The organism is Saezia sanguinis (assembly GCF_003991585.1).
Lineage (GTDB): Bacteria > Pseudomonadota > Gammaproteobacteria > Burkholderiales > Burkholderiaceae_C > Saezia > Saezia sanguinis.
This window is the reverse complement of record NZ_PQSP01000006.1, coordinates 1-19,994: the sequence shown is the minus strand read 5'-3', so window position 1 is coordinate 19,994 and position 19,994 is coordinate 1. Positions and strand designations below refer to the sequence as shown.

Here is a 19,994-nt window from a genome sequence, read left to right as displayed (position 1 = left end):
ACAAGCATAGTGTTGTGGGTTGTTCTATAGAAAGGGTACGCAATGAGAAAATCTGTAACGGCTTCGGGTATTGTGGCCACAGGGCCTTATGCGCACGCGGTGGAAAGTGAAGGGCTGCTCTTTTTATCGGGGCAAACGCCGATAGACCCGGTTACCGGCAAGTTGATTCAGGGTGGCGTTGCCGAGCAGACGCAACTGTGTTTTGACAACCTAAAAAGTGTTCTACAGGCAGCAGGGCTGACATTGGACGATGTGCAAAAGGTCAACGTGTACCTGCTGGATATGGGCAATTTTGCGGTGATGAATGCCGTGTATGAAAAGAACTTTTCACAACCTTACCCGGCCAGAACCACGGTTCAGGTTGGTGGCCTGCCGCTGGGGGCGGAGGTTGAAATAGAGATGGTTGCGCGCAGGCCGAAAGCCTGACCTGTGTGTTGAGCTACCACGGCTATTTGCCAGTAACATGATGCTCAAACGGCAGGCATCAAGTCTGGTGTGTCGGCTGGCGCATGTGTTCTGATTTTAAGAAGACCATGTATGCACCTGGGCAGGTGTGCCCGGCAGCCAACGGCTTAATGCCTGGCTCAGCAGTGCAGGGGTTTCATTGGTCCATACGTGAAGTGAGGGCGTTTCGCTAGTTGTCTTGCTGATGGCCGGGGGCGTGGTGGCGCCATTGCCGGCTGAAAATACGGTTTGCGCATGGCGGGCAACGGCAGCGCCGGTATCCAGAATGTGTATTCCAGGCAAAGCCTGCGCAATGCGGTCCCTGATCAATGGGTAATGGGTGCAGCCCAGTACCACCACATCCGGCGATAAAGCCTTTAACTGTGCCGCGTAGCGTTCAACCAGCGTCTCTATTTGTTCGGTGCGGTGGTGTTCAATGGCTTCGGCCAGGCCATCGCACGGGCAAGGGAACAGTTGCAGCGGAATGTGCGTGCTGTCGTGAATGCGTCGTATCAGCGTCTGGTATTTGGCGCTGTTCAGCGTACCGGCTGTAGCCATGATGCCGATGCGGCCGGTTTGGCTGAGCTGTGCCGCAGGTTTGATGCCGGGCTCCACCCCGACAATGGGCCAGCTTTCGCCATACTCATTTCTCAGGGTACTACCGGCTGCTGCCGTAGCGGTGTTGCAGGCAATGACCAGGCCGCAGGTGTGTTGAGTATCGTGCATCCAGCGGGCAATGGTGCGCGAGCGTTCGATCACGTAGGCGTCGCCGCGTTCTCCATAGGGGGCGTAGGCGGTATCGGCCAGGTAGACAAACCGGCGCTGGGGTATGGTTTGCAACAGCGCGCGCAGAATGCTCAAGCCGCCGATGCCGGAATCGAACACGCCGATGGGTGGCAGGGTATCGGGGTTGGGGCAGGGTACAGCAGTGCTGGAAGTGCTGTTGGTGGCGGGTTGCTGCTGGATAAAAAGTGGATCAGTCGACTGCATGGTGCGTGTGCCGGAACAAAACAGGCCATGTGCAGATTATCCGCGCATTTGACAGTCTGTATGAGGGAACGCTAAAAAAATAATGCCAGCAGTGTTTGCTATTTGCTTGGAGTCAAACAGCAACAACTGCTGGCGCAAGACCGGTTTTCGATCAGTTTCAGGCGGTGGCTACCGGGATTTTGCCGATTTTGGCTTGCCACTCGCGCGGGCCGGTAATGTGGGCCGAGGTGCCGGAGCTGTCAACTGCGACAGTGACCGGCATGTCCTGCACGTCAAACTCGTAGATGGCTTCCATGCCCAGGTCGGCAAAGCCAACCACTTTGGCGGCCTTGATGGCTTTGGATACCAGATAAGCGGCCCCGCCCACGGCCATCAGGTAGGCACTCTTGTGCTTTTTGATGGCTTCAATGGCAGTTGGGCCGCGTTCGGCCTTGCCGATCATGGCAATCAGGCCGGTCTGGCTGAGCATCGTCTCGGTGAATTTGTCCATGCGGGTGGAGGTGGTGGGGCCTGCCGGGCCGACCACTTCGTCGCGCACCGGGTCTACCGGCCCGACGTAGTAGATAACCCGGTTGGTAAAGTCCACTGGCAGTTTTTCGCCTTTGGCAAGCATGTCCTGAATGCGTTTGTGCGCAGCGTCACGGCCGGTGAGCATTTTGCCGTTCAGCAACAGGGTGTCACCGGGCTTCCAACTGGCGACTTCTTCGGGTGTGAGTTTGTTCAGGTCCACACGTTTGCTTTTCTGGGTATCGGGTTTCCAGTGCACATTGGGCCACAGGTCCAGGCTGGGCGGGGTCAGGTAGACCGGGCCGGAACCGTCCAGCGTCAGGTGGGCATGGCGGGTGGCCGCGCAGTTGGGAATCATCGCCACGGGTTTGGATGCCGCGTGCGTCGGGTAGGTTTTGATTTTGATATCGAGCACGGTGGTCAGCCCACCCAGGCCCTGCGCACCAATGCCCAGTGCATTGACTTTTTCGTACAGTTCAATGCGCAGTTCTTCCAGTTTGTTTTGCGGGCCGCGTTGCAGCAATTCGTACATGTCAATGTCGTCCATCAGCGCTTCTTTGGCCAGCAATACGGCTTTTTCTGCCGTGCCACCCACACCAATACCCAAAATGCCGGGCGGGCACCAGCCAGCACCCATGGTGGGCACGGTTTTGAGCACCCAGTCAACAATGGAGTCGCTCGGGTTCATCATGATGACTTTGCTCTTGTTTTCCGAGCCGCCGCCTTTGGCTGCCACAATGATGTCGAGCTTGTTGCCCGGCACCATTTCCACATGAATGACCGCCGGGGTGTTGTCTTTGGTGTTTTTGCGCTCAAAAATGGGGTCGTTCAGTACCGAAGCGCGCAGCACGTTGTCCGGGCAGGTATAGGCGCGGCGCACGCCTTCATTGATGGCGTCATTGAAAGATCCGGTGAAACCTTCAAAGCGGATATCCATGCCGATTTTGACAAACACGTTGACAATGCCGGTGTCTTGGCAGATCGGGCGCTTGCCCTGTGCGCACATGAGCGAGTTGGTGAGTATTTGCGCAATGGCGTCTTTGGCGGGGGCGCTTTCTTCACGCTCGTAAGCGCGTGCCAGATGTGCAATGAAGTCTGCCGGGTGGTAGTAGCTGATGTACTGCAAGGCGCCGGCGACGCTTTCGATCAGATCTTCCTGCTTGATGGTAGTCATGATATTTCCGTGGGTTGTATGGTTATTGACGATTCAACACGCGGGCCGCTTTTAAGCTAAAACAATGCTGGCATTGCGATGACTGGTGCCGCATTGGAGAGAAAACCAGCCGGCGTGTATAGTAGCGCATGAAACATTTGCTATTTTGACAAACTTTGTGCCTGGCAGTTTGAGCCAGCACAGGAGACGCACTGATGAATACGAGAATTGAAAAAGATACGTTTGGACCGATTGAGGTTCCTGCTGACCGGTTGTGGGGGGCGCAGACACAACGTTCGTTGCAGAACTTTAAGATTGCCGGCGACCGCCAGCCGCCGGAGGTAATCAGGGCGCTGGCACAGGTGAAGCGTTCTTCTGCGCTGGTCAATCATGCGCTGGGCCTGCTGGATGAGAAAAAAGCCCAGGTTATTGTGACCGCAGCCGACGAGATTATTGCAGGGGAGCATCCGGGGGAGTTTCCGCTGGTGGTATGGCAGACCGGTTCCGGTACGCAGACCAATATGAACGTGAACGAGGTAATTGCCAACCGGGCCAGTGAACTGCTGGGGGGGAAACGTGGCGAAGGCCGCCTGGTGCACCCCAATGACGATGTGAACAAGAGCCAGTCGTCCAACGATGTGTTCCCTACCGCCATGCATGTGGCGGCGGTGGATGCCATCAGCCACAAGCTGTTGCCGGCGATTGATTTGCTGCATGCCACGTTAAAAGCCAAGTCAGAGGCATTTGCCGGTATTGTCAAAATCGGGCGCACCCATTTGCAGGATGCCACGCCTTTGACGCTGGGGCAGGAATTTTCGGGCTACGTGTCGCAACTGGAACACTGCAAGCTGCATATTGAGCTGACGCTGAACCACCTGTGCGAACTGGCGCTGGGCGGTACAGCGGTGGGTACCGGGCTGAATGCGCCCAAGGGCTATGCTGAAGCCGTAGCCAAAGAACTGGCCGGGCTGACAGGCCTGCCTTTTGTGACGGCCCCCAACAAGTTTGAGGCACTGGCTTCCAACGACGCGATGGTCAACGCGCATGGCGCGCTGAAAACACTGGCTGCCAGCATGATGAAAATTGCCAACGATGTGCGCTGGCTGGCCAGTGGCCCGCGCTGCGGTATTGGTGAAATCAGCATTCCGGAAAACGAGCCGGGCTCATCCATCATGCCGGGTAAGGTGAATCCGACACAAAGCGAAGCGGTCACCATGTTGTGCGCCCAGGTGTTTGGCAACGATGTGGCTATTAATTTTGGCGGTGCATCGGGCAATTTTGAGCTGAATGTGTTCAGGCCGATGGTGGCATGGAATTTTATTCACAGCGTGAATCTGCTGGCCGATGGCATTGTGAGTTTCAATGACCATTGCGCGGTGGGCATTGAACCGAACCGTGAACGCATTGCTGATTTGCTGGAGCGTTCGCTGATGCTGGTGACGGCACTGAACCCGCATATTGGTTATGACAAGTCAGCGCAGATTGCGAAAAAGGCGCACAAGGAAGGCAGCAGCCTGCGCGAAGCTGCACTGGCGCTGGGCTATGTGACGGCTGAGCAGTTTGACGCTTGGGTGAAGCCGCAGGACATGGTGGGTGGCCGCCAATAAACCTGTATTTAAGAGCCGCTATCCGATGGGGCGCAATGTCCGGTTGCTGCCCCATTGTTGTTTTGGTATGTTGGGGCGTATGATTCTGCACCCAGCATAATCATTCAAGTTCGGGGGGGGGGGCAGGACTATACGCCACAGAAGATCGCCTTCATCTGGTTAAACAGTTTTTACGGAAATTCTCTGAAAAAACACACTACAATCCGGATAAATTCACTGCAATATAAGTGGCTGCTAAGTGGCCCTCTACACCCATTTGTGTTTAAAAAATGCTTTCATTTATTTTCGCGATCATATGGTTCGGTCTTCTGTTTACGCTCGTTTGGCTAATTAACAAAACGTCGAAAAATGGAAGTTATGGTTTTGGTGCATTTTGTGTCACACTTTTTTTTATATTGACTGGTGTTTTGATAAAAATTTACGCCAGGTTAGGTGGAGATCTGGATACTGGTGGATTGCGTTGCCTGGGTAGGGATTACTTCAACCCTTGTGAAGCAGAACGTTTTGTCGTTGATGGCGCAGACCTTTCATTCTTTGGCTCCATCGTGATCGGCATAGGCGTTATCATCCTGGCGCTTCTTGTCATACGGTATGTACTGGTATTCATATTTTCTTTTTTTAAATAAAACGCCATCAACAGTTAATTTCGCCGTGTCACTGAATGAAAGGCCTCAATAAAAAACGGGTTCTGCGCCAGAATGGCGGCAATATGGGCAGATGGCAAATATCAGCCTAAACAATAAGCAGATAAGTGTTCAGTCGCCAAAGAATACTGATAAAGACAGTCAAAGGCTTATTTTTTAATGATCATCCAGACGATCACGGCGACAACCACGATGACTGCACCGGTGATGAGAAGCCTGACCAGCGGGTTGCTTTCATCATCGTTTTTGCGACCCAGCGAAAAAATATCGATGAAAAAATCGATAATCCATTCGATGATAGACATGGTCTCGTGTTCCTTTGGTTGGCGGTTGGTATGCGCAGCGTATTTATGACACTTTATTGATGATAAGAAAACCGGCGGTGGTCGCAATGATGGCCGTGATGAGGATAGGCCACCAGGGCGAGCGCGATGTGCCCCGTGTCAACCAGTTCAGTGGCTTCACAATGCAGAAATAGAAAAGCTCAACTATGGATGCACACAGTATTTCAACCATGAATGCTTTGTACTTTGCCTGTATGTTTTAGGTGCCTTAAATAAACTTCAATACCACCATGCCGATGACAAGAAGCGCGGCCAGAACCAGCATGAGTTTAAAGAAGAAGGTTCCGGCTTTTCCCAGGGGTTCTGTTCTGTTTTTTTTAGATAAAAGCTCTGGTAAGAGTTCAATCATTGTAAATCCTATCAAAATTTCATGTAACTAAATATATAATTATATGTGAATATAACATGTATATTTTGAAAAATCCTTAAAATAGATGGGGGTGGTCGGAATTGGTTTTCGTGGTCTTAAATGATGAGCCGGCTGGGCTGCATGGAAAAATGGCTACAATGCAAAGCAACGTATCAGCTGATTATTCCCACGTATGAACAACAAAGTGCCAAATCCTGTGCCAAGCATTGGCTGGGTGTCTTTAGGCTGCCCGAAAGCCCTGACCGATTCCGAAGTGATCCTGACGCAACTGAGTGCCGAAGGGTATGCGACATCGCCCAGTTTTGCCGGGGCTGATCTGGTGATTGTGAATACCTGTGGTTTCATTGACGATGCAGTGAAGGAAAGTCTGGATACGATTGGCGAGGCGCTGGCCGAAAACGGCAAGGTGATTGTGACCGGTTGCCTGGGCGCGCGCACCAATGACAAGGGCGGCAACTGGGTGAAAGAGGTGCACCCCAGCGTGCTGGCTGTGACCGGGCCGCATGCACTGCAGGAAGTGATGGATGTGGTGCACGAGCATCTGCCCAAGCCGCATGACCCGTTTACCGACCTGGTGCCGCCGCAGGGTATCAAGCTCACGCCCCGGCATTATGCGTATTTAAAGATCAGCGAGGGGTGTAACCATCACTGCACGTTCTGCATTATTCCGGATTTGCGCGGCACGCTGGTATCACGCCCGATTGGTGATGTGCTGACCGAAGCGAAAAAGCTGTTTGACGCCGGTGTGAAGGAGCTGCTGGTGGTAAGCCAGGACACATCGGCCTATGGTGTGGATATCAAATACCGTACCGGCTTTTGGGAAGGCCGCCCGGTGAAAAGCCGCCTGCTGGAACTGGTGCAGACGCTGGGCGCGCTGGCAGAGCCTTATGGCGCGTGGGTGCGGCTGCATTATGTGTACCCGTACCCCAGTGTGGATGAAGTGATTCCGCTGATGGCGCAGGGGCTGGTGTTGCCGTATCTGGATGTGCCAATGCAGCACGCGCACCCTGATGTGCTCAAGCGCATGAAGCGCCCGGCCAGCGGCGAGCGTAACTTGGAGCGGATTCAGGCCTGGCGCAGCATGTGCCCGGAAATTGTGATTCGCAGCACGTTCATCGCCGGGTTTCCGGGCGAGACGGAAGCCGAATTTCAGTACCTGCTGGATTTCATGCACGAGGCGCAGATTGACCGCGCCGGCTGTTTTGCCTATTCGCCGGTGGAAGGTGCCAAGGCCAATGAACTGCCGGGGCAGTTGCCGCAGGAGGTCAGGGAGGAACGGCAGGCACGCTTTATGGAGGTGGCCGAAGAGGTCTCGGTAAACAAGCTGCAAAAACGCATTGGCGCCACGATGCAGGTACTGGTAGACCATGCGCCGGGCCTGGGCAAAAAGGGCGGGCGTGGCCGCAGCTATGCCGATGCGCCTGAGATTGATGGCGTGGTGCATTTGCTGCCGCCGGAAAAAATCAGTAAGCGGCTGCATGTGGGCGAGTTCACCAAGGCGGTGATTGTGGATGCGCAGGGACACGACCTGATTGCCAGGCCGATCTGAGGCTGTGCTGTCACGAATGCCGTGTTGGCAGGGTACGGTGGTGTTGTATGAGTATACAATGAACAGCATCTATTCTGAATAATAACGGGTGCCATGTATTACCGCTGCGGGCAGTTGGAGCTGATTCATCTGCAGGACTGCCATGTTGCTTATCCTGAGCATAACCATGCTTGCACATTCACGGTGGGAATGGTTCTGGCTGGCGGGGTTATGCTGGAACACCGGCAGCAGGCACGCAGAATTTTACCTGGACAGATGTTCTGGATTGCACCGTATGAAGCGCACGCCATCACGCCTGTATCTGCATATGACATGCTGTCACTGTCGGTTCATACCGACCTGATGCAGCAGGAACATATGCCCACTGTTGTGGGCGTGTTGCAGCAGGCGTTTTCCTGTGTTTTTAGACATGATCATTTGCAGGCTGGTTGCATAGAACGGTTCAGCCAAGCGCTTGAAGCGATATGCGCATGGCAGCAGGTGCATTTTCATACGCCTAGACTTTTGCTGGAAATGAAGCATTTGCAGCAAAGCGCGGGGGATGCAGAAATGAGGCTGGAGCGGTTGGCTGCGCAAGTGGGTGTGAGCAAATACCACCTGATCAGGAAGTTTAAGCGCGAATGCGGGCTGACGCCGCACCAGTTTCAGATTCAGGGCAAGGTCAGAAAGGCCCAGCGCCTGCTGGAGCAAAATGGCGCCATTGCGGGTGTTGCGCAGGATGCCGGGTTCTATGACCAGAGCCATCTGACCCGGCATTTTAAACATCTGTTAGGATTAACCCCCTGCGCATATAAGCGGGTCTTCATACCAATCAGGTTATCAACCGGATATCCGGAGTAATACAGCTTAGTCAAGTGGACATGGTTGTATTTCGAGTGGGTATGTGGAGGTCAAGAATTTTTATCCAAGGGGATTTATATGCCGATGAGTCTACCGCAAGGTATGCAGATGTACTTTCAGAAGTTTGCATTAGGGGAAATGCCTTACAAAGCGTTTGACCAATGGCTATGCTCTCATGCTGCGCAGTTAGAGGAGCATATGGCAGATGAAGCATATTTGAATCTGATATCGACAAATTTCAATGTGTTTGAAGAACGTTTATCAGCTCGAAGGCTGGTTGCGAGTGTACTTCAAGAAAAAGAAATGACATCATGGATAAAAGAGTTAGAAAAAAAAGTTTCTCAAACACTTAAGCAGATAGAGCAGGTATTTCATGGTGTTTCCAGAGAAGGGGGCATTTCACTTTCTCAGGCAGGCGTTTTGGATAAGGGTGGTGCGCATAATGAGTTTGTATCTGTAGCTTTGTTTGATGTGGATAAGTGCTGGCAGGATGTTCCCGACAGTGAGATCGTGCATCATGCAGAAGCGTTGCTTTTTCTAGATGAAATAGGGATACGCTATTATCTTCCCGCATACATGGTGTTTGCATTAAAAAATAGTGGTGTAGAAAAAGGGGCTACCAATATGGATTTTTCATGGTCCATACATATGATTTTGGTTACTCTTTCCTCACCATGTCAAGAAAGAAATGAGCGCTTCCAACTTTTTTCATTGCAACAAAAAGAAGTGGTCTGTCAATTTCTTGCGTTAATGATGATACATCCAATTGGTATTATAGGCGCTGATTACCATGAGGCTGCCTATACAGCCATGACCACGTATTGGAAGCGTTTTTACAAAGAGAGCGAAGGGTTCAAGCTGTCAACATAACGCAGGTATGAATTTGGCAAGCAGGTACAGGCCGTTTTTTTCGGCAATCACTTCGTGCGGCTGTTTTGCAGGTAAAACAGCCAGTGTGCCGGGGCGGTAAGTGATCTGCTTGCCTTCGGTGATGCATTGGCCGGTTCCGGCGATGACTTCATGTGTTTCCAGTTGTGTTGGGTGCGTATGCAGCCCGATGCGTTTGCCTGGCGCGATGCGTACCAGGTGGTAGCTGAATTGCCCGTGGGTATGCGCAGCGGTGATCAGGTGCTTGAGTTCAACGCCTTCAAACTGTGGGTGTTTGTGCCACGGCAGTGTAGCGCAGTTGGTGGTTGAATCGGGTGAGTCGGGTGAATTGGGCAGATGGCATTGGCCTGAGCTGAATTGTTCAAACAGGTTTTGTGTTTGCATGTAGGTGCCTTTCTGAAAAATGGTGTTTTCAGTGTAGGCACGCACTGCGGTTTGGGATTGTACAAAATTGCGCTTTTGGCAATTGAATTGAAAACGCCCCCAAATTCAGGTTTTTGTAACAGGTGGGGCAATGAAATCCATTACCAGTTCGGTGAATTGTTCAGGAACCTCCAGGTTGACGAAGTGCCCGCTTTCTGAAAGTTCTACATAACGTGCGTTGTGCATGGTTTGTGCCATGGCATAGGCTTGTGCGGCAGGAATCAGCGGGTCCTGCCGGCCGGTGATCCACAATGTCGGGCACTGGATTTGCGTGAGTGCATTGCTGCGGTCAAATGCCAACTGGGCTTGCAGTGCCAGTTGGTAAATGCGCGGATGGATGTCGCTCATGCAGCGCATGGCAAGCTCAACGCCCGCAGCATCGGCCTGGGGTGCGGTATAAGAAAGCAGCATGCGGCGCGCCAGTTGCGGCATGGTCTGCCCGCTATTCAACGCCTGTGCGCTATTATCCTGTAGCGTCAGATGGGCTTCGCGTGCATTGCCTTTTACCGCTGGCAGGGTGGCTGCCAGGATGAGTTTATCAACCAGATCAGCACGGCGCAAAGCAACTTCCAGTGCGATCATGCCGCCAATGCCATGGCCTAGCAATACCACCGGGCGTTGTTGTTCATGTTGCAGCGCTTCAATCAGCTGGATGCAACTGCGTGCCATGGTCTGTACCGAATATGGCTCCTGCGGCACGCTGGCCGCATAACCGGGCATGTTCCATGCAACAGAGCGCCAGCGCAAGTTGGCAAAATCTTCTGACTGTGGGGCAAAACTCTGCGCAGTACCGCATGCATCGTGCAGCATCAGAATGGTAGGGCCGGAGCCCAGCAAGGAAAAGGTGGGAAGGCGCATGGAGATGACCCGTCTGCTTAAAATAATTAGATGAAGGTCAATATGAATTATTCAACCCCTGCTCTAAGGAGCGTGTGTTTTTTGGAAAGAGGTCTGTGCAGGGTTCTTCCATACGCATGTGATAGGCAATGCAAACATGCGTATGGAATGAACGGGCGGGTTGACTAACCGATGATGGCCTGGCTTTTAAGCTGTGCAATGGTGTCTTTGGATATGCCAATGGATTGCAGCACTTCGTCGGTATGCTGCCCCAGCGCCGGCGGGGGTGAACTCAATACTGGCGGGGTATCGCTCAGGCGTACCGGGCTGGCCACGGTGTAAACCGGTGCGGTGGTGACGCCATCGACCTGGGTGGGCGGCAGTTCTACACGCAGACCACGGGCCTGCACCTGCGGGTCTTTGAACACGTCAGACATCTGGTTGACCGGGCCGCAGGGTACGGCTTTGCCTTCCAGCGCGTCAACCCACTGCACCGTGGCTTTGGTGCGGGTGACTTCCGAGATCATTGGCACCAGTACCTCACGGTTGATGACGCGTGCCTTGTTGGTGGCAAAGCGTTCGTCTTTGGCCCATTCGGGTTTGCCGATCACGCCACAAAAGCGTTCAAACTGGCCGTCGTTGCCTACAGCGAGCAGCATGTTGCCGTCTGCGGTGGGGAAGGTCTGGTACGGTACGATGCTGGGGTGCGAATTGCCCTGGCGCACCGAGTCGCGCCCGGCGTTGAGGTAGGCCGATACCTGGTTGGCCAGAATGGCGGTGGAAACGTCCAGCAGCGCCATATCCACATACTGGCCTTTGCCGGTTTTGTGGCGCGATTCCACTGCTGCCAGAATGGCCGTGCTGGCGTAGATGCCGGTGAGGATATCAATCACGGCCACGCCGGTACGCATCGGGCCACCGCCTGGGGCATCATCGGGCTGGCCGGTGATGCTCATGAGGCCGCCGGAAGCCTGAATCAGCAGGTCATACCCGGCGCGCGGCGCGTAAGGGCCGGTCTGGCCAAAGCCGGTGATGGAGCAATAGATCAGGCGCGGGTTGAGTTTTTGAAGGCTTTCATAGTCCAGCCCGTATTGTTTCAGGCCGCCGACTTTGTAGTTTTCAACGACGATGTCGCTTTGCTTGGCAAGTTCGGAGATGAGTTTTTGGCCTTCTGGGGTGGAGATGTCCACCGCGACAGAACGTTTATTGCGGTTGCAGCACAGAAAGTAGGTGGCAAGCTGGGTCGGGTCGCCGTTTTCGTCGGCAATGAAGGGAGGGCCCCACTGGCGTGTGTCGTCTCCTACTTTGGGCCGCTCAATTTTGATCACATCGGCGCCCAGGTCGGCCAGTATCTGGGTGCACCAGGGGCCGGCCAATATGCGGGAAAGGTCTAAAACGCGCAGTCCTGCCAGTGCAGAACCGGAGGCGGCGGTAGAAGTTGTCATGCCTTGTCTCCAATCAGATGATTGACCAGGCGAACAGCAGCCAGCCAGACGATATTGGAACGCGGACTGCCTGCCTGTATGTTTGTTATGGAATCGGTTGCGCTTCAAGGGGCGTGTGCCCCTCAAAGTTCAGCAGGACACTTTTGACAGCGCCCTGTTGTCAGCGGTTTCAGTTGGCAAAAGCCGCGAGGCCGGTTTGTGCGCGTCCCAAGATCAGGGCATGGATGTCGTGTGTGCCTTCGTAGGTGTTGACAACTTCCAGGTTGACCAGGTGGCGTGCAACGCCGAATTCGTCGGAGATGCCGTTGCCGCCCATCATGTCGCGTGCCATGCGTGCAATGTCAAGTGCTTTGCCGCAGGAGTTGCGTTTGAGGATGGAGGTGGCTTCCACCGAAGCGGTGCCTTCGTCTTTCATGCGGCCAAACCGCAGGCAGCCTTGCAGCGCCAAGGCGATTTCGGTTTGCATGTCGGCGAGTTTTTTCTGGATCAATTGGTTGGCTGCCAGCGGGCGGCCAAACTGCTTGCGGTCCAGCACATACTGGCGTGATGTGTGCCAGCAGAATTCAGCCGCACCCAGCACACCCCAGGCAATGCCAAAGCGGGCGCTGTTCAGCGCGGTGAAGGGGCCTTTGAGGCCACGGACTTCGGGGAATGCGTTTTCTTCGGGGCAGAAGACTTCGTCCATGACGACTTCGCCGGTGATGGAGGCTTTCAGGCCGACTTTACCGTGGATGACGGGAGCGGACAGGCCTTTCCAGCCTTTTTCAAGGATAAAGCCACGGATCGGGCCGGTGTTGCCTTTTTCGTCAACTTCCTTGGCCCACACCACAAATACGTCAGCAATCGGGCTGTTGGAGATCCAGGTTTTGGCGCCGGACAGTTTGTAACCGCCAGCCACTTTTTGGGCGCGGGTCACCATGCTGCCGGGGTCAGACCCGTAGTCGGGCTCGGTCAGGCCAAAGCAGCCGATGTATTCGCCGGTAGCCAGTTTGGGCAGGTATTTCTGTTTCTGGGCTTCAGAGCCGAACGCGTCAATCGGCACCATGACCAGCGAAGACTGTACGCTGAACATGGAGCGGTAACCGGAGTCGACACGCTCGACTTCACGGGCGATCAGGCCGTAGGCAATGTAGTTCAGGCCGGGGCCACCGTATTCTGGGGCAATGGTCGGGCCCAGCAGGCCCATTTCACCCATTTCACGAAAGATGGTCGGGTCGGTTTTTTCTTCACGGAACGCCATCTGTACACGCGGCATCAGTTTATCTTGTGCGTAGGCCGCAGCCGCATCGCGAATCATGCGTTCTTCTTCTGTGAGCTGCTGGTCAAGTAAAAAAGGATCGTCCCACTGAAATGTGGCGTGCTGCGTAGCGTTAACCATAAAAAGTCTCCATTTATTTTTTAAACATAACCGGATTGGCCATACCGCGGCCCCAGTCTGTAACCGGCAATAATACCGCTTATTCTCTTTTTTGGCAAAGCAGGGGGAACAACTGGTTCCTAACTTGCTAAGGTTTTTGCAGGCACCGGTTTCCAGCAGGTCCAGGCAATGACAATGGCAAGGCACTGCATGGCAACGATACTGGCAACAGAGCCTGGCCAGCCCCAGGCTTCAAATGCCAGCCCTGCGAGCCAGGCGCCGATGGCACCGCCCGAGTAGTATGACAAATTGTAAATGCCTGAAGCCAGTGAGCGGCCTTCATCCACATTGGTTGCAATAAAGCCGATCGAGGCTGACTGGCAGACGAACACGCCTGACGAGCAAATGATCAGGCCGAGAATGACGACCGTTAAAGAGGGAATGAGCGTAATGCAGATGCCTGCAGATGAAAACACCAGCGCCATGATCAGCACTCGCTGGCTGCCCAGTTTGCTGATGAGCCGCCCGGCCAGCGGCGTGACGAAAACGCCAATCAGGTAAACAGCAAACACATTGGCAAGCCCGGCGGTGCTGAGGTTGAAGGGTTCGTGGTTGAGTACGAAGTTGATGTAGGTGAAGCTGGCCACCAGCGAATACAGCACGCAGAACCCGACGGCGCAGGCTGCCAGCAGCCGCTTGTTTTTAAGGTGATGCGACAGCGTGACCAGACCGGCATGAAAGTTGGTGCTGGGTTTGAACTTTTGTGATGGCGGGAGTTGCTTGAACACCATGATCACGCCCATCAGGTTGATGGCTGCTAGCACCAGGAATCCGCCGCGCCAGCCAATCCAGTCGCTGACGTGCCCGGTAATGAAGCGGCCACTGAAGCCGCCCATCACTGTACCGCTGACATAGGCCGTGGTGATGCGGGCGATGTTGGTGGGCGGGAATTCTTCTGCAATATAGGCCATGGTGACCACAACGATGCCCGGCACTGCAAGCCCCTGGCAGAAGCGGAACAGCATCAGCAGATACAGGTTGGTGCATAAAGGAATCAGTGCGGTGGGAATGGTCAGCGCAATGAGTGCAAAACACAATACGTTTTTGCGCCCGATGCGGTCCGACACCAGTCCCATGAAAGGTGATACGGCCGCCATGGCAAACAGGGTGACGCCCACCACCATACCGGCCTGGGTGGCCGTGGTGTCAAAATCGGCTTTGATCATGGGCAGGATGGACTGAATGGCGTACACATCCAGAAAAGCAAAAAAACCGATAAACCAGATAATGACCGGGGATGCGGTCGCGCCTGGCTGGGGTCCTTTGAACAGTGATGAGCTTTTGAGTTTTTGCAAAAACATATGGATCAGGGCCGTGTATGCGGGGGGATATACAGTGCAATGGCCTAAACATTCTGAGTGCTTTGGGGCTATTGCCGACGCCTTTGGGGCTGTTAATCGTACTCTTGCTGCCAAGGGAGAGAAAAACGGTCAATCATTTCAAGCTGCCATTGAGCCGTTGGTACGAGCAGTTCTGGCATGGAAAAAGAGCCCTGAATTTCCGCATCCGACAGGCAAAATGATACGCCAGATAGCCAACTATTGAGGAAAATCATTGTATAGGCCCTGCTGGCATTGCATAATAGAGGGCATCTATGCGTAGAAATATCCCATCCACTCAAGCTTTATTATGTTTTGATGCGGCTGCCCGGCATGAAAGCTACACGCGCGCAGCCCAAGAGCTGGGGCTAACCCAGGGCGCCATATCCAGGCAGATTGCATCACTAGAACGGTTCATGCAGATCCGGCTGTTCCGCCGTACGCGCCATGGCGTTGAGTTGACTGTGGCCGGAAGAGATTATGCCAACCTGGTTGCTGCCAGGCTGGGGGCGCTTGAGCTCGATACGCTGGATGCCATGGCTTATCAGAGCGGCATGGCATTGAATCTGGCAACCATGACCACATTTGCGACCACCTGGCTGATTCCACGGCTGGGGTCTTTGAAGGCGTTGTTCCCGGAAATGGTGATCCATATGGACGCCTTTTCAAAGCCGTTTTTGTTTTCCCAGACCCGGTTTGACGCCGCGCTTTTCTGCGGAGAGCCGGAGGTGATGGATACCTGGTCGGGGGTAACGACCACGCTGCTGATGGAAGAAAAAGTGGTGCCTGTGTGCAGCCTGGATTACATGGCCGAGATTCGGGAGCGCATCGGCAATCGCAGAAAGAAGATGCTGGAGCCGGCTGATCTGATCGGAAGCAACCTGTTGCAGATCACTTCGCGGCCGGATGGCTGGCGGCGCTGGTTTGTTGCACAGGGAACGATACCGCCGGCACAGCCATTCTCCACCCGTGGCCCGCGTTATGAATCGTTTGCGATGATTGTGGCCAGTGCCATTCATAACCTGGGGGTGGCGTTGGTGCCGGAACTGCTGGTGGCAGAGGAATTGCAGGAAGGTAAGCTGATCAAAGCCTGCAAGGCCAAGCGCTGGGGCTACCGGAATTATTATCTGGTGGTGCCTGAGCAGCACCAGAAAAGCAAGATTTTGCAGCGCTTTCAGCAATGGCTGCAAGATGAATTGAAAGCGTATTCCGAGCAGAAATAAGTGTCTTTTACCACGCTGACTCATCATGCAGCGGCGGGCAAAATCTATATTGCTGGACAAAATAAAACGGGGCATCAATGCCCCGCTTCACTTTTTATAGGCTCTGAAAATTTTTCCAGAGCTGTAGGCGCTTATTTTTTGCGCGGTGCTGCAGAATTGATAGCGACCACCGCCTCACTGGTCAGCAGGCGGAACACCAGCGTTTCTTCCAGATACAGCTTGACGCTTTCATCGGAATGGCTCTGGTAGCCAATGGACAGATCGCGCCCCAGGCTGAGTTCAAAGTCACCTCCGCGCATCGACAGGATGAATGCGCCCTGAATTGCCGGAGCCCAGACGATGTCTGCCGGGACCAGGCGGCGAATGTGGCTGATGACCGGGTAGCCGTCGTCGCTGGCTTCGCTCAGGCGGGTGTAGGCTTCGGCGCCCATAACGATGACGTACGGACCTTCCACGCCGGCTAAGCGCAGTTGTTTCAAAGCCGCAGCAATCACATCGGGGTAGTCGTCTGCATCATTGGGCAGCGTCAGTACCGGGTTGGAGGTACCGGCACGCATACCTTCCATGCCCCCGTTGGAGAAGCCTTCAAAAACGATGCGGTCTTCTGCGTAAGCCAGTTTTTCGGCGGCATCTTTGGCAGGCTGCCAGTCGGAATCGTCTGATCCGCGCTCCACCGCATCAATGTCTTCGCGGTTCAGTGTGAAGGGCACACGGAGCTTGACCAGTGGCAGAACCTCATGCTGATAGGTGATCACTTCTTTATCCGAGGTTTTCAGAGGCTTGAGGTGTCCGGTGCCTACCGAAGTAAATTTAGCGCCGTGCGGACCATTGATGTCCACCACGCGGCGCGCGCCCAGGTTGCGCTTGAAGGTGCGAACAACTTCTTCTTCAATTTGCGCCCAGGCTTCATCAGAAACAGGTGCAAGTTCTCTGTGCAGATTATTCATATTCATTCTCCTTGTGCGCAAAGGCTTTAGATCAGTTAATCTTGTTTTGAACAACGTTCATCAAATATTTTGCGGATTTTGCTTCAGCGACCCTATGCTCAATGAGCCATCGGTATTTTTGGATGCAGAGGCCGCAGAGGCTGTCGGTGCGGCAGGCGCCACAGGGGCAGGATTTTCTGCGACATCTTCGGGTGTAATGATCGGTGCTTCTGTCGGCGTAATCGCTTGCGACTCGCGCTCGGCCAGGCTCTCCAGCAAAGGAACAGAAGGAATAAAAAACAATGTGCCCGTGATCGCGGTGCTGAAATCCAGCAAACGGTCGTAGTTTCCCGGTGGGTCGCCAATGAACATGTTGGACAGCATGCGTTCAGTAACTTCTGGGTTGCGAGCATAGCCCAGAAAATAGGTGCCAAATTCACCTGTAGAGGGGCTGCCGAAAGGCAGGTTGTCACGCACGATTTTCAGTTCATTGCCATCTTCATCTGCAATGTTGGTGACGGCATTGTGCGCGTTGGCAGGTTTGACGTCGTCGTCCAGTTCAATATCGTCAAATTTACGCCGGCCAATCGCGCGCTCCTGCTCTTCAACAGGCAGCTTGTTCCATTCATCCATGTTGTGCAGATATTTCTGCACAATCACATAACTGCCGCCCGAAAACTCCGGGTCTTCTTCACCCACGACAGCAAATTCGTAGGCTTCATCGCCGGTGGGGTTCTCCGTCCCATCGACAAAACCCACCATGCTGCGGGCGTCAAAGTAGCGAAAGCCGTGCACCTCATCAACCGGCTCAACGTCACCGCCGAGTTTCACCATGATCTGGCGCGCCAGTTCAAAACACAAATCCATGGTGTTGGCGCGCAGGTGGAAAAAGATATCTCCAGGCGTTGACGGCGCTGTATGTTTATCGCCCCGGTATTCAGGCAAAACATGCAGTTTGGCCGGGCGGGGTGAGCCGAATAAACGGTCCCAGGCGTTGGCGCCAAACCCCATAATCGCTCTGACGCTGCGGCTGGCGTCACGCAAATTGGCGCTTCGGATCAGTGCCGCAAAATCTTCGCAGAACCCTCTGACCGCAGAGGCGCTTTCAGGTCTTTGTGCAATATTGAGCACAATGAAAATGGCATGTAACCCGGCCGGGTCAGTCACTGGCTGATGCTCGTTTGCAATGGATGGTTGTGCAGTATTTGTTGTACTCATGATGTTTGAGGCTTCTTTCATATTGAATTTTCAGCGCAACGGCCATAATGGGCAGCATGAATTATTCTGACTTTATGCCGCCATCGTGTTTGAGTTTAACGTCTATGCACAAGTCCTTGTTATTCAGGCTAAGAGCCCGTTGAATGTGTGTATGTATTTGTCTTGGTATTTGCCCTATTTGGCCGCTGCTGCATCATAAATATAATAAAAGCATTGAAGTGCCACCAGAAAATATCAATGAGCATGGTGCTTATTGAGCGTAACCATGAGGTGGGCTAGGGAATAAATTCGGGTGGCACAATCAAACGGTTTTAAATTGGTAATGGAATGATGGATATTGGTTTAGTCAGTTGGCAGCAGGAGGTTCCTCGTCACTTCACATCTAAAATCAAAAATCTGGCGGTGCAACAATCCTTGACTGGCATGCTGAAAAAAAGGCCACATGCTTTTTCAGTGCAGTTGCTGGCCTTGAAAGCAGATAAAGCTACTGAGCATGGCATATTTTCCCAGGAGCATTCCACATGGATGCGGGAAGTCTTTTTATGCCTGGACGGTGTGCCTGTGGTGCAGGCGCGCAGTGAATGCCGCAACGTACCGGACTCACCGTGGCTGAGCATGCTGGATCGGGGAGAGTCGCCTTTGGGACAGACATTGTTTGGCACACAAGCTCCCACTTTTCAGAGAACCCCGTTTGAATACAACGCAGAGCCCTTGTCAGCCCCGATTTATCAGCAGTGCTGTACGCCAGACGCATTACGCTATTGCCGCCGTTCTGTGTTCCAACTGAACGGCCATGCATTGTTAATGATGGAATCATTTTTGCCTCGGATTGAGCACTTCATGTAAAAAAACAAGCGGTTTGTTGTAATAACATCAAAGATAAACATTGCGGTGTTTGCGGGTGTTCCTCATAGGGCTGACAATCGCTATCGGCTGGTATACGATAGAAGCTTATTGATGTAAAAAACGGGGAATCTGCCCTGTCTTGTAAAAAGTAAAGCCACTGAGAATTAAAAGGAAAATGATCATGAAACTTTATTATTCACCGGGAACCTGTTCACTGGCCTCATCTATCGCGCTGCATGAAGCAGGCCTTCCGTTTGAGCTGGTATTGGTTGACCTGAAAACACATAAAACCAAAGCCGGCGAAGACATGTATGCCATTAACTCCAAAGGCTATGTACCTATTCTTGAACTTGATAATGGCGAGCGTCTGACAGAAGGCGCTGTTATTCTGCAATACATTGCCGATCAGGTTCCGGGCAAAAGACTGATGCCTGAAGCTGGTTCCATGCCACGTTACCGTGCCATGGAATGGTTGAACTACATTGGCACAGAAGTACATAAAAGCTACAGCCCCCTGTTTAACGCCTCTATGCCGGCAGAAGCCAAACAGTTTGCCATAGACAAATTGTCCGTGCGTTTCAAATGGGTGGATGCGCAACTGGCAGGCAAACAATACCTGATGGGCGATGCATTCTGTGTTGCCGATGCTTATCTGTTCACTGTGACCCGTTGGGCGCCAGGCTTGAATGTCCCGCTGGACCATTTTTCAAATCTGAACGAATATATTGACCGGGTAAAAGCGCGTCCGGCAGTGCAGGAAGCGCTGAAAGCTGAAAAGCGGTAACCTTTCTTATTTCCAATTGACAAAAGCCCCTGCCAAGGGGCTTTTTCTTTTTTGGGAGCGTTGAAAGGGGGGAGGAAGGCATTGGATGGAATAGCATAGTAAAAGTCAGGGAGAAGATAGTCACTTGACAATGATGAATGAAGGGTGCTATAGTTCATGTCTTCGCTGAATTACAGCGCAGCTGCAAAGCATGATGAGAGGAAGGCTCCCTGATGAAAAG

General features: G+C 53.4%; 21 protein-coding genes. 9 read left to right on the top strand and 12 right to left on the bottom strand.

Annotated features, from left to right (window positions below):
- Nucleotides 1–42 precede the first annotated feature (42 nt).
- The gene (locus CUZ56_RS10575; protein ID WP_126980371.1) at nt 43–426 is read left to right on the top strand and encodes a Rid family detoxifying hydrolase; all 384 of its coding nucleotides are present in this window, start codon (nt 43–45) and stop codon (nt 424–426) included.
- Between the two features lie 96 nt (nt 427–522).
- Here the strand turns inward: CUZ56_RS10575 and murI are convergent, their stop codons facing one another.
- A complete protein-coding gene (gene murI / locus CUZ56_RS10570) occupies nt 523–1,434 on the bottom strand; it encodes a glutamate racemase (protein ID WP_239442405.1) in 912 nt (303 codons plus the stop codon).
- 157 nt (nt 1,435–1,591) lie between these two features.
- A complete protein-coding gene (locus tag CUZ56_RS10565) occupies nt 1,592–3,115 on the bottom strand; it encodes a fumarate hydratase (protein ID WP_126980370.1) in 1,524 nt (507 codons plus the stop codon).
- Between the two features lie 194 nt (nt 3,116–3,309).
- Between CUZ56_RS10565 and fumC the strand changes: the two genes are divergently transcribed.
- Together fumC and CUZ56_RS10555 are read left to right on the top strand one after the other, a co-directional pair.
- Complete coding sequence (fumC, locus tag CUZ56_RS10560) at nt 3,310–4,701, top strand: class II fumarate hydratase (RefSeq protein ID WP_126980369.1); 1,392 nt, start codon at nt 3,310–3,312, stop codon at nt 4,699–4,701.
- 269 nt (nt 4,702–4,970) lie between these two features.
- A complete protein-coding gene (locus CUZ56_RS10555; RefSeq protein WP_126980368.1) occupies nt 4,971–5,327 on the top strand; it encodes a hypothetical protein in 357 nt (118 codons plus the stop codon).
- Between the two features lie 167 nt (nt 5,328–5,494).
- Here the strand turns inward: CUZ56_RS10555 and CUZ56_RS15800 are convergent, their stop codons facing one another.
- Together CUZ56_RS15800 and CUZ56_RS15795 are read right to left on the bottom strand one after the other, a co-directional pair.
- Entirely contained in the window at nt 5,495–5,650 is a 156-nt protein-coding gene (locus CUZ56_RS15800; protein ID WP_162615326.1) for a hypothetical protein, read from the bottom strand.
- A 247-nt stretch (nt 5,651–5,897) separates the two neighbouring features.
- Complete coding sequence (locus tag CUZ56_RS15795; protein WP_162615325.1) at nt 5,898–6,038, bottom strand: hypothetical protein; 141 nt, start codon at nt 6,036–6,038, stop codon at nt 5,898–5,900.
- A gap of 205 nt (nt 6,039–6,243) precedes the next feature.
- Here CUZ56_RS15795 and rimO point away from each other — a divergent pair, with 205 nt between their 5' ends.
- The 3 genes from rimO to CUZ56_RS10540 all read left to right on the top strand — a co-directional run bounded on the left by rimO (nt 6,244) and on the right by CUZ56_RS10540 (nt 9,318).
- Nucleotides 6,244–7,608 carry a 30S ribosomal protein S12 methylthiotransferase RimO gene (gene rimO, locus CUZ56_RS10550; protein WP_404948036.1) on the top strand — a complete coding sequence of 455 codons (1,365 nt, stop codon included), beginning with the start codon at nt 6,244–6,246 and terminating at the stop codon, nt 7,606–7,608.
- Nucleotides 7,609–7,701: 93 nt separating this feature from the next.
- Nucleotides 7,702–8,448 carry a helix-turn-helix domain-containing protein gene (locus CUZ56_RS10545; protein WP_126980366.1) on the top strand — a complete coding sequence of 249 codons (747 nt, stop codon included), beginning with the start codon at nt 7,702–7,704 and terminating at the stop codon, nt 8,446–8,448.
- A gap of 78 nt (nt 8,449–8,526) precedes the next feature.
- Nucleotides 8,527–9,318, top strand: a complete 792-nt coding sequence (locus CUZ56_RS10540) for a DUF6714 family protein (protein WP_126980365.1) — start codon at nt 8,527–8,529, stop codon at nt 9,316–9,318.
- On the opposite strand, the gene CUZ56_RS10535 is transcribed toward CUZ56_RS10540, so the two are convergent.
- The 6 genes from CUZ56_RS10535 to CUZ56_RS15790 all read right to left on the bottom strand — a co-directional run bounded on the left by CUZ56_RS10535 (nt 9,310) and on the right by CUZ56_RS15790 (nt 15,013).
- Complete coding sequence (locus CUZ56_RS10535) at nt 9,310–9,720, bottom strand: cupin domain-containing protein (RefSeq protein ID WP_126980364.1); 411 nt, start codon at nt 9,718–9,720, stop codon at nt 9,310–9,312. The genes CUZ56_RS10540 and CUZ56_RS10535 overlap by 9 nt on opposite strands.
- A gap of 105 nt (nt 9,721–9,825) precedes the next feature.
- Nucleotides 9,826–10,617 (bottom strand): alpha/beta fold hydrolase, encoded by a 792-nt coding sequence (locus CUZ56_RS10530; RefSeq protein WP_126980363.1) that lies wholly within the window; start codon nt 10,615–10,617, stop codon nt 9,826–9,828.
- Between the two features lie 164 nt (nt 10,618–10,781).
- Nucleotides 10,782–12,041 (bottom strand): CaiB/BaiF CoA transferase family protein, encoded by a 1,260-nt coding sequence (locus CUZ56_RS10525; RefSeq protein WP_126980362.1) that lies wholly within the window; start codon nt 12,039–12,041, stop codon nt 10,782–10,784.
- A 169-nt stretch (nt 12,042–12,210) separates the two neighbouring features.
- Nucleotides 12,211–13,419 carry an acyl-CoA dehydrogenase gene (locus CUZ56_RS10520; protein ID WP_126980361.1) on the bottom strand — a complete coding sequence of 403 codons (1,209 nt, stop codon included), beginning with the start codon at nt 13,417–13,419 and terminating at the stop codon, nt 12,211–12,213.
- A 119-nt stretch (nt 13,420–13,538) separates the two neighbouring features.
- Nucleotides 13,539–14,759 (bottom strand): MFS transporter, encoded by a 1,221-nt coding sequence (locus CUZ56_RS10515; protein WP_126980360.1) that lies wholly within the window; start codon nt 14,757–14,759, stop codon nt 13,539–13,541.
- A 92-nt stretch (nt 14,760–14,851) separates the two neighbouring features.
- The gene (locus CUZ56_RS15790) at nt 14,852–15,013 is read right to left on the bottom strand and encodes a hypothetical protein (protein WP_162615324.1); all 162 of its coding nucleotides are present in this window, start codon (nt 15,011–15,013) and stop codon (nt 14,852–14,854) included.
- 39 nt (nt 15,014–15,052) lie between these two features.
- Here CUZ56_RS15790 and CUZ56_RS10510 point away from each other — a divergent pair, with 39 nt between their 5' ends.
- Nucleotides 15,053–16,000 carry a LysR substrate-binding domain-containing protein gene (locus CUZ56_RS10510; protein WP_126980359.1) on the top strand — a complete coding sequence of 316 codons (948 nt, stop codon included), beginning with the start codon at nt 15,053–15,055 and terminating at the stop codon, nt 15,998–16,000.
- Nucleotides 16,001–16,131: 131 nt separating this feature from the next.
- On the opposite strand, the gene CUZ56_RS10505 is transcribed toward CUZ56_RS10510, so the two are convergent.
- Both CUZ56_RS10505 and CUZ56_RS10500 read right to left on the bottom strand, forming a co-directional pair.
- Nucleotides 16,132–16,947 (bottom strand): family 1 encapsulin nanocompartment shell protein, encoded by an 816-nt coding sequence (locus CUZ56_RS10505; RefSeq protein ID WP_126980358.1) that lies wholly within the window; start codon nt 16,945–16,947, stop codon nt 16,132–16,134.
- A 60-nt stretch (nt 16,948–17,007) separates the two neighbouring features.
- On the bottom strand, nt 17,008–18,144 hold the full coding sequence (locus CUZ56_RS10500) for a Dyp-type peroxidase (RefSeq protein WP_126980357.1): 1,137 nt from the start codon (nt 18,142–18,144) through the stop codon (nt 17,008–17,010).
- Nucleotides 18,145–18,471: 327 nt separating this feature from the next.
- Here CUZ56_RS10500 and CUZ56_RS10495 point away from each other — a divergent pair, with 327 nt between their 5' ends.
- Nucleotides 18,472–18,990 (top strand): chorismate--pyruvate lyase family protein, encoded by a 519-nt coding sequence (locus tag CUZ56_RS10495; protein ID WP_126980356.1) that lies wholly within the window; start codon nt 18,472–18,474, stop codon nt 18,988–18,990.
- Nucleotides 18,991–19,171: 181 nt separating this feature from the next.
- A complete protein-coding gene (gstA, locus tag CUZ56_RS10490; protein WP_126980355.1) occupies nt 19,172–19,774 on the top strand; it encodes a glutathione transferase GstA in 603 nt (200 codons plus the stop codon).
- Nucleotides 19,775–19,994 lie beyond the last annotated feature (220 nt).